This is a genomic window from Streptomyces sp. NPDC042371, assembly GCF_056437465.1.
In genome coordinates, this window is sequence record NZ_JBWKAP010000002.1 from 222,622 (window position 1) to 235,126 (window position 12,505).

General features: G+C 71.2%; 6 protein-coding genes. 2 read left to right on the forward strand and 4 right to left on the reverse strand.

Annotation, left to right across the window (positions count from 1 at the left end):
* Window positions 1-63 precede the first annotated feature (63 nt).
* From AC068B_RS06695 to AC068B_RS06705, 3 genes are all read right to left on the reverse strand, one after another.
* On the reverse strand, window positions 64-759 hold the full coding sequence (locus AC068B_RS06695) for a hypothetical protein (protein ID WP_478669498.1): 696 nt from the start codon (window positions 757-759) through the stop codon (window positions 64-66).
* A gap of 136 nt (window positions 760-895) precedes the next feature.
* Window positions 896-4,378, reverse strand: coding sequence for an ATP-dependent helicase (locus AC068B_RS06700; RefSeq protein ID WP_478669500.1), 3,483 nt, complete (start codon window positions 4,376-4,378; stop codon window positions 896-898).
* Between the two features lie 167 nt (window positions 4,379-4,545).
* Entirely contained in the window at window positions 4,546-4,887 is a 342-nt protein-coding gene (locus AC068B_RS06705; RefSeq protein ID WP_356250264.1) for an MGMT family protein, read from the reverse strand.
* A 212-nt stretch (window positions 4,888-5,099) separates the two neighbouring features.
* Between AC068B_RS06705 and AC068B_RS06710 the strand changes: the two genes are divergently transcribed.
* Window positions 5,100-7,871, forward strand: coding sequence for a lysylphosphatidylglycerol synthase domain-containing protein (locus tag AC068B_RS06710; RefSeq protein ID WP_478669501.1), 2,772 nt, complete (start codon window positions 5,100-5,102; stop codon window positions 7,869-7,871).
* Between the two features lie 16 nt (window positions 7,872-7,887).
* Here the strand turns inward: AC068B_RS06710 and AC068B_RS06715 are convergent, their stop codons facing one another.
* Window positions 7,888-8,655, reverse strand: coding sequence for a YwiC-like family protein (locus AC068B_RS06715; RefSeq protein WP_478669502.1), 768 nt, complete (start codon window positions 8,653-8,655; stop codon window positions 7,888-7,890).
* Window positions 8,656-8,815: 160 nt separating this feature from the next.
* Here AC068B_RS06715 and AC068B_RS06720 point away from each other — a divergent pair, with 160 nt between their 5' ends.
* Window positions 8,816-12,478: a nitrate reductase subunit alpha gene (locus AC068B_RS06720; RefSeq protein ID WP_478669504.1), complete on the forward strand. Its 3,663-nt coding sequence runs from the start codon at window positions 8,816-8,818 to the stop codon at window positions 12,476-12,478.
* The last annotated feature ends 27 nt before the right edge of the window (window positions 12,479-12,505 follow it).

Below are 12,505 nucleotides of genomic sequence, written 5' to 3' on the forward strand. Positions count from 1 at the left end.
CGCTGACATCCGGGGCAGGCCCGGGCCCGGGCGGCCACCGCCCGCTCATGAGACGCGTGGGGGTCAGGAGCCCGTGGAGAGCTTCGCCGGGTCGACGACCTCGTTGGCCGGCGGGGCCTTCACGTCGACGGCCTTGCCGTAGTCGCTGAAGGTCACCGTGCCGGGCTCGTCGCTGCCCTTGTTCACGACCTTCAGGAAGTAGGGCTTGCCCTCCATGGCGACGTAGAACGTGGTCGTCTCGGAGCCCTTCTTCTTGGTGAGGACGGCGGCATTCTTGCCGTCGACGTCGGCGTCGTCCTCACGCTTCAGGTTCTTGAGCTTGTCGGACTTGAACATGTCGTCCGGGTTACAGACGCTCTCCCCCTTGTTGGGCGACTTCACCCAACGACCCTTGAGGAGTTCGGCCGTGCCGCCGCCGCCCTGGGACTCCCAGAACTTGTCGTCGGCCTTGACGTACGAGGTCTTTCCGGAGGCCAGGAACTCGGCGGTGCCCTTCTTCGGCGAGCCCATCGTGCCCTTGCAGTCGCCCGACTCGGCGACGGAGAACTTGATGTTGCTCACCTCGCCCTTCTGCTCCATCTTTCCCTGCATGGTGAAGGAGCCGGCGTCCTTGGAAGCCTTGGAGGCCTTGTCGGCGATCTTGTCGGCGCTCATGCCGTCGAAGGGGTCCTTGTCCCCGTCGCTGCTGCAGCCCGTCACGCCGATGACGGCGGCGGCACAGGCGACGGCCACTGCCAGGAGCTTCCGGTTGGCTGCCATATACGCGCATCTCCTCGAAAAGGTGCACTTTCAGCCAGTGCACAGGGTGTCTTTACGGAGACTTTAGATTGCTTCAGGGGGTGCTATGCCCCCGAGTGAAGCGACGTGACAATCGCCACGGGTGGTCGTCCGCGGGTCAGTCCACCACATGGCGGCCCTCCGGGCGTGCACTGCACGAGGCGCGGAAGGCGCAGTGCGTGCAGTGCTGGCCGGTCGTGGGGGCGAAGCGTTCGTCGAGGACCTTGCCCGCGGCCGTCGCGAGGAGGTCGCCGATCCACTCTCCGGAGAGGGCCTCCTGGGCCTGCACCTTCGGGAGGGCTTCGCCGCCGTTCTTCTTGGCGGCGCCCTGGCGCAGCTGCACCAGTTCGGCACCGCCCGGCTCGGGACGTACGCCTTCGAAGAGCTCGTCGGCGGCGCCCTCGCGGACCGCCAGCTGGTAGACCGCGAGCTGCGGATGGCGGGCGACCTCGGCGGCGCTCGGGGACTGCTTGCCGGTCTTGAAGTCGACTACGTAGGCACGGCCTTCGGCGTCCTGTTCGACGCGGTCCATGGAGCCGCGTACCCGTACTTCGTAGGGACCCGCTTCCAGCGTCACGTCGAAGCCGTGCTCGCTGGCGACGGGGGTGCGGCTCGCGCGGTCCATCACATGCCACTGGAGGAAGCGCTCCAGCGCCACGCGCGCGTGCTCCTTCTCCTGCGCCGACTTCCAGGGCGCGTCGAACGCGAGCGCGTCCCACACCGAGTCGAGGCGCTCCATGAGGACGGCGAGGTCGGCGGGGGTCCGGCCGGAGGCCACCTCGTCGGCCAGGACGTGCACCACGTTGCCGAAGCCCTGGGCGGTGGTCGCGGGCGCGTCCGCCTTCACCTCGCGGCCCAGGAACCACTGCAGGGAACAGGTGTTGGCTAGCTGGTCCAGTGCGCTTCCGGAGAGCACGACGGGCTTGTCGCGGTCCCGCAGGGGCACCTCGCTCGCCGTCGGCTCGTACATGCCCCACCAGCGGTAGGGGTGCGCGGCAGGCACCAGGGGGCGGCCGTCGGTGTCGCCGAGCGCGGCGAGGCGGGCCAGGCGCTGGGCCGCCGCCTCGCGCAGGGGGCCGGAGACGCGCGGGTCGACGGTGGTGGCGCGCAGCTCGGCGACGAGCGCCGCGACGGACAGCGGACGGCGCGGGCGGCCCGTTATGTCCTTGGGCTCGACGCCGAGTTCGGTCAGGAAACGGGACGGCTGGTCGCCGTCCTCCGCGGGTGCCTTCACCGCGGTCACGACGAGTCGTTCCCGCGCGCGCGTGGCGGCGACGTAGAACAAACGGCGCTCTTCGGAGAGGAGCGCTCCGGGGGTCAGCGGCTCGGCGAGGCCGTCGCGCCCGATGCGGTCCGCCTCCAGGAGGGAGCCTCGGCGGCGCAGGTCGGGCCAGAGCCCCTCCTGGACGCCCGCGACCACGACGAGCCGCCATTCGAGGCCCTTGGACCGGTGTGCCGTCATCAGACGTACGGCGTCGGGGCGGGCCACCCGGCGCGTGAGCGTGTCCGCGGCGATGTCCTGCGCCTCGGTCTCCTCCAGGAAGTTGAGGGCGCCGCGACCGCCCGTGCGCTCCTCCGCGCGGGCCGCGGCCGCGAACAGGGCGCACACGGCGTCGAGGTCACGGTCGGCGTTGCGGCCCGCCGCGCCGCCGCGCCGGGCGGTGCGCTCCAGCCGCTTGGGCCAGGGCGTGCCGTCCCACAGCTCCCACAGCGCCTCCTCGGCCGTGCCGCCGCCCGCGAGGCGCTCACGGGCCTTGCGGAGCAGCGCGCCGAGCCGCTGGGCCCCGCGGGCGTACGTCGGGTCGTGCGCGACGAGCCGCTCCGGCTCGGCGAGGGCGCGGGCCAGCAGCTCGTCGGAGGGCGGCGGCAGGTGGTTGCCCGCCGCGCGCTCCTCCTCGCGCAGGGCGCGGCCGAGGCGGCGCAGGTCGGCGGCGTCCATACCGGCCAGCGGGGACGTCAGGAGGGTGAGGGCGGTCTCGGTGTCGAGCCAGGCGGGAACGGTCGCTCCGCTTCCGGGCCGCCGCTCCCCTTCCCTCTCCGGGTGCGACTCTGACTCCGACCCCAGCTCCGGCTCCGGCTCCGGCTCCGGCTCCGGCTCCTGCTCCTGCTCCTGCTCCTGCTCCTGCTCCTGCTCCGCCAGCCTCTCGGCAGCTGCCGCCCCCGAAACCCCCTCCGAAGAAGCCCCCGCCGCCTCCGAATCAACCGCCATCGCCACCACCCGCAGCGCCGTGAGCAGCGGTGTCACCGCCGGTTCGTGGCGCAGGGCGATGTCGTCGCCGTCGATCTCCAGGGGGACGCCCGCCGCGCTGAGGCTGCGGCGGACCGCGGGGATCGTGCGGGCGCCCGCGCGGACCAGGACCGCCATGTCGCCCCAGGGAACGCCGTCCTCCAGGTGCGCGCGGCGCAGGATGTCCGCGATGTTGTCGAGCTCCGTACCGGCCGTCGGGTACGTGTACACCTCGACGCCGCCGCCGTCCCTGACCGGCGTCGGCTCGCGGTGGGCCCGCACCTTCTCCGCGGGCAGCCGGGTCAGCGGCATGCGCCGGGTGAGCAGCCGCGTGGCGGCGAGGAGCTGGGCTCCCGACCTGCGGGAGGTCGCGAGGACCTCGACCGGCGCCGGGGCCCCGTCCACCCGCGGAAAGGCGTCGGGGAACTCCAGGATGCCGTTCACATCGGCACCCCGGAAGGTGTAGATCGACTGGTCGGGGTCGCCGAACGCGACCAGGGTGCGGCCGCCCCCGGCGAGCGCGTGCAGCAGCCGCACCTGCGCCGGGTCGGTGTCCTGGTACTCGTCCACGAAGACCGCGTCGTACTGCGCGCCGAGCGCCCGCGCCACCTCGGGGCGCTGCGCGAGCAGCACCGCGCGGTGCACCAGTTCCGCGTAGTCGAGCACTCCTTGGAGGTCGAGCACGTCCAGGTACTCGGCGAGGAAGGCCGCCGCCGCGCCCCAGTCGGGACGGCCGCTGCGGCGCGCGAAGGCGTCCAGGGCGTCCGGGCCGAGACCTAGCTCACGGCTGCGGGCCAGCACCGCGCGCACTTCGTCGGCGAAGCCGCGGGTGGTGAGGCAGGCACGGAGCTCGTCCGGCCAGCGGATGTGGCCGTGCCCCTCCTTCGCGAGGTCGATCTGTCCCGCGAGCAGTTCCCGTACCGCCACGTCCTGCTCGGGGCCCGACAGGAGCCGCAGCGGCTCGACGAACAGCTCGGCGTCCTGGTGGGCGCGGACGAGGGCGTAGCAGAAGGAGTGGAACGTGGTGGCCTGCGGGGCGCGCGCCGCCCCTATGCGCAGCGCCATGCGGTCGCGCAGCTCCACCGCCGCCTTGCGGCTGAAGGTGAGCACCAGGATCCGCGCGGGGTCCCCGCCCTTGGCGACACGCGCGGCGACGGACTCCACGAGGGTGGTGGTCTTGCCCGTGCCGGGCCCCGCGAGGACGAGCAGCGGGCCCCCCTCGTGGTCAACCACACCGCGCTGACCTGCGTCCATGCGAGGGGGATCCATCAGCTCCGGCGGCGTACGCACCAGTCGGTAGCCATCTCGGGTCCCCTGTCGTACCTGGTGGTGCGACGGGTGCCGGATGTGCCGAGTGGAAAAAGGGGAACTCACGTGGGTCGCCGGTCCTGGTGGGTGTGCTGGTCGATGAGCGGCTGCGCGGTGGCCGCGGGGTGAGGGGGATGCGTGCTGTCGACGCTACGCCAGTGGGCACGGAGGACGCGTGCCTTCCCCCGTACGGGCCACTGGTCCCCCGTCGGGCCGCCGGATGCCGGAAGCTGTCAGGTGTGATCCTCCGGAGCCGCGCCGTCCCACCGCGCCTGCCGCATGTCGAGCTTCGGGACGTGCCCCTGCGCGGCGCGCGAAGCCTGCCGCAGCGGCGTGCCCTCCTCGCGGTACCGCTCCAGGGCCCTCAGTTCGTGGCCCGGAAGGAGCACGCCGTCCGAGCGGACGACACGCCACCACGGAACGCCCCCTCCGTAGAGGGCCAGCACGCGTCCGACCTGTCGTGGGCCGCCTTCCTCCAGCCACTCGGCGATGTCCCCGTAGGTCATCACCCGGCCCGGAGGAATCAGTTCTGCGACCTCGAGGACCCGTTCCGCGTACTCCGGCAGCTCGCTCATCCGGACCATCCTGCCGTACCCCACCGACACGGTGACGGGCACGGCACGGAGTGTGCCGCGGCCCCTCCGGCAGGGCGCAAAGTGTCGTTTCGTGACCACTTCGCAGCCTTGCGTTGCCCCCTGCTGCCCCCCTTCACGGGTAGGACATGCCACCATCGTGCGGGCGGTGACTGGTGATACGAGATCAAGAAGAGACGACGGAACGGCAGGGCGTGCATCCCGATGAGAAGGCGGGCACCTCTGCGTCCGAGTCACACCTGGACACCGGTGAGCGCGCCCTGAAGAGCGAACAGAGCGAGAAGAACGAACAGAGCGGACCGAGCGAACAGAGCGGACCGGGCGAGTTCGACGACGGCTCCGACTGCGCCGCGGGCGACGGGGCGCACACTGACCGCGTGGAGCGCGACGAACCGCTCCTCGCCGCTCGTGTGCACCGCCCGTCCGACCTCATGCGGCTCCTCGTCGGCGTCCTCGCGATCGCCGTGCTCCTCTCGATCGCCGCGTTCGCGCACGGCACGACGTCCGGTCTCGAACAGGACATCGACAAGGGCACGGACCGGGCGCCGGACCTGCTGATCAAGGTCGCGGGCCTGGTCGCCAGCATCGGCGTACTGCTCGTCCCCGTCGCGTTCGCGATCGAGCGGCTGATCAAGCGGGACGGGCTGCGCATCGCCGACGGCGTCCTGGCTGCCGTGCTCGCGCACGGCGTGACGCTCGCCACCGACCTCTGGGTCGCCAAGGCCGCCCCCGGCTCCATCCAGGACGCGCTGACCAAGCCGTCCCCCGCCGACCTCCACGCGTTCACCGATCCGGTGCACGGCTATCTCGCGCCCGTCATCGCGTACATGACGGCCGTCGGCATGTCCCGCAGACCACGCTGGCGCCTGGTGCTGTTCGTGGTGCTGCTGCTCGACGCGTTCACGATGCTCGTCACCGGCTACACGACGCCCTTCTCGATCATCCTGACGGTGCTCATCGGCTGGGCCGTGGCGTACGGAACGCTCTACGCGGTCGGCTCGCCGAACGTGCGGCCCACCGGGCAGACGCTGCTCGCGGGCCTGCGGCACGTCGGCTTCCACCCCGTGAGCGCCTCCCGCGAGGAGTCCCCCGACAGCGAGCACGGTGATCGCGGCCGCCGCTATTTCGTCACCCTGGAGGACGGGCCTCCGCTGGACGTCACGGTCATCGACCGCGAACAGCAGGCGCAGGGCTTCTTCTACCGCGTCTGGCGCAGGCTCACCCTGCGGGGCATCACCCAGCGGCGCAGCCTGCAGTCCCTGCGCCAGGCGCTGGAGCAGGAGGCCCTCCTCGCGTACGCGGCCATCGCGGCCGGGGCGAACGCGCCCAAGCTGATCGCCACCTCCGAGCTCGGCCCCGACGCCGTGATGCTCGTCTACGAGCACACGGGCGGCCGCACCCTGGACTCGCTGCCGGACGACGACATCACCGACGAACTGCTGTGCGACACGTGGCGGCAGGTACAGGCACTGCAGTCCCGCCGGATCGCCCACCGCAGGCTCGCGGGGGACGCGATTCTGGTGGATCGTTCCGGCACCGTGATCCTCACGGATCTGCGGGGCGGTGAGATCGCCGCGGGCGACCTGGTCCTGCGCATCGACATCGCCCAGCTCCTGGCCGCCCTCGGCCTGCGGGTGGGCGCCGAGCGCGCGGTCGCCACCGCCGTCGAGATCCTCGGTCCCGACGCCGTGGCCGACTGTCTGCCGCTGCTGCAGCCCATCGCCCTCACCCGCTCCACCCGCTCCACCCTGAGCAAGCTGGCCCGGGAACGGTCCCAGCGCGAGCGCGAGGCCGTCCTGGAGGCCTCCCGCAAGTCCCGGCAGAGCGTGCGCGCGGAGGTGACCGAGGACGGCCGGGCCGACAAGCAGTCCTCGAAGCAGGAGAAGCAGGCGGCCAAGCAGGAGCGGCAGGCCGAGAAGCAGGCCATAGACGACGCCCTGGACCAGGCCCGCGAGGAGGACCTGCTCACGCAGATCCGTCACCAGGTGCTGCTCATCCGTCCGACGGCGCCGGTCGAGCCCGCGCAGTTGGAGCGGATCAGGCCGCGCACGCTGATCAGCTTCATCGCCGGTGCCATCGGCGCCTACTTCCTGCTCTCGCAGCTCACGCACGTCGAGTTCGGCACGCTCTTCCAGGAGGCGGAGTGGGGCTGGGTGGCGGCGGCCGTGGGCTTCTCCATGCTGAGCTACTTCGCCGCCGCGATGAGCCTGCTGGGCTTCGTGCCGGAGCGGGTGCCGTTCCTGCGGGCGGTGGCGGCGCAGGTCGCCGGGTCGTTCGTGAAGATCGTGGCGCCCGCGGCGGTCGGCGGTGTCGCGCTGAACACGCGGTTCCTGCAGCGGTCCGGCGTGCGCTCGGGGCTCGCGGTGGCGAGCGTCGGCGCATCGCAGCTCTTCGGGCTCGGCTCGCACATCCTGCTGCTGCTGATCTTCGGCTATCTGACGGGGACGGAGAAGACGCCGTCGTTCACGCCGTCCCGCACCGTCATCGCCGGTCTGCTGTCGGTCGCGGTGCTGGTCCTCGTGGTGACCGCCATCCCGTTCCTGCGGAAATTCGTCGTCACGCGCGTGCGGTCGCTTTTCGCCGGTGTCGTGCCGCGCATGCTGGACGTCCTCCAGCGGCCGCAGAAGCTGCTCACCGGCATCGGCGGGATGCTGCTGCTCACCCTGATGTTCGTGCTCTGTCTGGACGCCTCGGTGCGGGCCTTCGGCAACGAGGAGATGACCTCGCTCAGCCTCGCGAGCGTCGCGGTGGTCTTCCTCGCGGGCAACGCCCTGGGGTCGGCGGCGCCGACGCCTGGCGGTGTGGGCGCGGTCGAGGCGACGCTGACCCTCGGTCTGATCGCGGTGGGCGTGCCCAAGGACGTGGCGGCGCCCGCGGTGCTGCTCTACCGGCTTCTCACGCTGTGGCTTCCGGTGCTTCCGGGGTGGCTGTTCTTCAACCACCTGACGAGGAAGGGGCTGCTCTGACCCGCCCGGAGCGGCCTCAGAACAGCAGCAGGAGCACGGCGAGCAGCAGCGCCGCTCCGACGACCTCCACCGCCCCGACCACCGGCACCTTGAGGCCCTTCCCCGGCAGCACCACCGCGCGCGCGAGGTAGGCCGCGAACAGGACCGCGAGCCAGGGGCCGATCGCGTACGCCGCGGGCACGGCGAGCGCGTGGTACGCCACCGACGCCCGGTAGTACGCGCGTGAGTCGCGCTCCCGGATCATCGTCTTCACGTACGGCACCGTGCCCGCGAAGAACAGCAGGCAGGCGAGGGCCGGGCGCCAGCCGTCGGAGAGTGTGCCGCCGCCCATCCGCAGCGTGACGAGGAGCATGCCGCAGGCGGGGACCACAGCGGCCAGGCCGTTCAGCAGGGCCCGCTCCTTGTTCCGCCACGCGTACCAGGTGTTGACGGCCACGAAGGGTGCGGCGCAGGCGGCCACGAGCAGCAGCCAGGGGTACGCGAACAGGAGCGGCACCCCGGACACCGCAGCGACCGCCGCGGCGGCGAGGGCGGGGCGCACATGGCGGCGCGGGGCCCTCGGATTGCGGGAGAGGCGGCGCAGCCGGAGCCACTGCTGGGCGTGGAAGGCGGTGACGTACCCCGCCAACCAGGCCACGAACAGCGGCAGATGGGCCCACCTCGGCCCTTCGCCCGAGCCGTCCCCGAGGAACACGCCCACCGCGAAGGGCACCGCGAGCATCGCCCACGCGCCGTGCTGGTTCGGCAGCCACGAGCGGGGTGCGCTCCGCTTCTTCCTACCCATGCGTACCAGCATCCCAGCACAGGGCCCGAGAAATTCCGGAAAGAGGTCACCCCTTCACAGGACCTAAGTCCCCGGGGTCCCAACCTCCGCCAGACTTAGGGTCGTTGCAGGCAGCACGTGCCGTGCGGCCTTTTCTTCGGGACGGCCAGGAGATGTGACGTTGCAGCAGAGGAAAGACATCGCTGAGACGCTCGTGAAGGCCGGGAGTTTCTTCACCCGGGACGCGGAGACTTCCGCGGATCTGCACCGGGTGCAGCACACCGGCGGCCGGGACGGAGAAGCCTTCTACCGCGACCGGTGGAGCCACGACAAGGTCGTGTATTCCACGCACGGCGTGAACTGCACGGGATCGTGCCGCTGGAAGGTGTACGTCAAGGACGGCATCATCACATGGGAGACACAGGCCACGGACTATCCCTCTGTGGGCCCCGACCGTCCCGAATACGAACCCCGCGGATGTCCGCGCGGAGCCTCGTTCTCCTGGTACACGTACTCCCCCACGCGCGTCCGCTACCCCCATGTACGCGGAACGCTTCTTGAGATGTACCGGGAGGCGAAGGCGCGGCTGAAGGACCCCGTCCTGGCCTGGGCCGACATCCAGCGCGACCCCGAGCGCCGCAGGCGGTACCAGCGGGCGCGCGGCAAGGGCGGCCTGGTGCGCGCGAGTTGGGACGAGGCCGTCGAGATCGTGGCGGCGGCGCATGTGCACACGATCAAGGAGCACGGTCCCGACCGTGTCGCGGGCTTCTCCCCCATTCCCGCGATGTCGATGGCATCGCATGCCGCGGGCGCCCGTTTCCATTCCCTCATCGGCGCCCCGATGCTTTCCTTCTACGACTGGTACGCGGATCTTCCGGTGGCCTCTCCGCAGGTGTTCGGCGACCAGACGGACGTGCCGGAGTCGGGTGACTGGTGGGACGCCGCGTATTTGATGATGTGGGGCTCCAATGTGCCGGTGACGCGGACTCCGGACGCGCACTGGATGACGGAGGCGCGCTATCGCGGGCAGAAGGTCGTCACCGTGTCGCCGGATTTCGCGGACAACACGAAGTTCGCCGACGAATGGATGCACCCGCACCCCGGAACGGACGGCGCACTGGCCCTGGCAATGGGGCACGTCATTCTCCGGGAGTTCTTCGTCGAACGGGAGACGCCGTTCTTCAAGGACTATGTGCGCCGCTATACGGACCTGCCTTTCCTGGTCACGCTCGACGAGACCGACAAGGGCCTCGTGCCGCACAAGTTCCTCACCGCGGCGGACCTCGGCGAGACGGCGGCGGAGAGCGAGAACGCCCGGTGGAAGACCGTCCTGATCGACGACGCGACGGGTGAGCCGACCGTCCCCAACGGCACGCTCGGCCACCGCTGGAGCACGTCGGAGACGCCCGACTGGAACCTCGACCTCGGCGACACCGTGCCCCGGCTCACGCTCTACGGAGAGGACACCGCGGAGATCGTGCTGCCCCGCTTCGAAGAGGACACGCACGGCGACGGCGGTGTCGTACGCCGAGGAGTTCCCGTCCGGCGCATGGGCGACCGGCTCGTCACCACCGTCTACGACCTGATGCTCGCCCAGTACGGCGTCCCGCGCGCGGGGCTGCCCGGCGAGTGGCCCGACTCCTACGAAGACGCCTGCCAGCCCGGCACGCCCGCCTGGCAGGAGACCCTCACGTCCGTGCCCGCGGCGCAGGCCACGCGCGTGGCACGCGAGTTCGGCGAGACGGCCGAGGCCTCCCAAGGGCGCTGCATGATCCTCATGGGGGCGGGGACCAACCACTGGTTCCACGCGGAGACCACCTACCGCGCGTTCCTCGCGCTGCTCACGCTCACCGGCTGCCAGGGGCGCAACGGCGGCGGATGGGGACACTACGTAGGGCAGGAGAAGTGCCGCCCGGTGACCGGTTGGGCGACGCTCGCGAGCGCCTCCGACTGGGGGCGACCGCCCCGGCACATGATCGGCGCGGGCTGGTTCTACCTGCACACCGACCAGTGGCGCTACGACACGCTGCCCGCCGAGTCCCTCGCGTCCCCGCTGGGAGAGGGCCGCTTCGAGGGGATGACGGGCGCCGACTGCCTCGCCGCCTCCGCCCGCATGGGCTGGATGCCGTCGTATCCGACCTTCGACCGCAACCCGCTGGACCTGGGAGCGGCCGAGGATCCCGTGGCCGACACCGTGCGGGAGCTCAAGGAGGGCACGCTGGGCTTCGCCGGTGAGGACCCCGACGCGCCCGGCAACTGGCCGCGCGTGCTCAACGTATGGCGGGCCAACCTGCTCGGCTCGTCCTCCAAGGGCAACGAGTACTTCCTGAAGCATCTGCTCGGCACGCACTCCAACCTGCCCGACGACGGGCCGCGTTGCGCGCCGCGCGATGTGAAGTGGCACTCCGAGGACGTCGAGGGGAAGCTCGACCTGCTGCTCTGCCTCGACTTCCGGATGACGTCCACGACGCTGCTCTCCGACGTCGTCCTGCCCGCGGCCACCTGGTACGAGAAGCACGACCTGTCGTCCACCGACATGCACCCCTTCCTGCACGCCTTCACACCGGCCGTGGACCCGCCCTGGCAGGCGCGCACCGACTACGACGCGTTCCTCGCCGTCGCGCGCCGGTTCGGCGAGCTGGCGGGCGAGCACCTGGGCGTGCGCCGCGACCTCGTCGCCACGGCGCTGCAGCACGACACCCCGGGCGGCGAGATGGCCCAGCCCGGCGGTGTCGCGCTCGACTGGTCGAAGGGCGAGTGCGAGCCCGTCCCCGGGCGCACGATGTACAACCTGGCCGTCGTGGAACGCGACTACGGAGCCGTCGGCGAGAAGTTCGCGGCGCTCGGCCCGCTCGTCGACGAGCTCGGGGTCACCACGAAGGCGGTCACCTTCGATGTCGCCGAGGAAGTCGCGTACCTGAAGGAGAAGAACGGCACGGTGCGCGGCGGCACCGCCGACGGCAGGCCCCGCCTGGACACCGCCCAGCGGGCCTGTGAGGCGATCCTGTCGCTCTCCGGGACCTCCAACGGCCGCCTGGCCACCCAGGGGTTCGAGACGCTGGAGAAGCGCGTCGGCACGGAGCTGGCGCACCTGGCCGCCGAGGCCGAGGGGAAGCGGATCACCTTCGCGGACACCCAGGCCCGCCCGGTGCCGGTCATCACGTCGCCCGAGTGGTCGGGCAGCGAGTCAGGAGGGCGCCGCTACACCGCGTTCACCGTCAACACCGAGCACCTGAAGCCCTGGCACACGCTCACCGGGCGCCAGCACTTCTTCCTCGACCACGACTGGATCCACGAGGTCGGCGAGGCACTGCCCGTCTACAAGCCGCCGCTGGACATGCACCGCCTCTACGGAGAGCCCCGGTTGGGCTCCCGGACGGAGGGCCGCGAGGTCGCCGTGCGGTTCCTGACCCCGCACAACAAGTGGGCCATCCACTCCCAGTACCAGGACAACCTCTACATGATGACGCTCGGCCGCGGCGGCCAGACGGTGTGGATGTCCCCGCAGGACGCGGACGCGATCGGCGTGAAGGACAACGAGTGGATCGAGGCCGTGAACCGCAACGGCGTCGTCACGGCCCGCGCGATCGTGTCCCACAAGATGCCGCCGGGGACGGTCTACATGAACCACGCCCAGGAGCGGACCGTCGGCGTCCCGAAGACGGAGAAGACGGGCCGCCGCGGCGGCATCCACAACTCCCTCACCCGGATCATGCTCAAGCCCACCCATCTGGTGGGCGGATACGCCCAGTTGACGTGGGCGTTCAACTACCTGGGCCCGACGGGCAACCAGCGTGACGAGGTGACGGTCATCCGCCGCCGCGACCAGGAGGTCTCCTACTGATGCCCCGTGACGAAGGAACTATCGGAC

Excerpts from the sequence above, each read along its gene's own strand:
- AC068B_RS06705 (WP_356250264.1), bottom strand. The coding sequence starts at position 4,887 with ATGAGCGAGCTGCCGGAGTACGCGGAACGGGTCCTCGAGGTCGCAGAA.
- AC068B_RS06695 (WP_478669498.1), bottom strand. The coding sequence starts at position 759 with ATGGCAGCCAACCGGAAGCTCCTGGCAGTGGCCGTCGCCTGTGCCGCC.
- AC068B_RS06715 (WP_478669502.1), bottom strand. The coding sequence starts at position 8,655 with ATGGGTAGGAAGAAGCGGAGCGCACCCCGCTCGTGGCTGCCGAACCAG.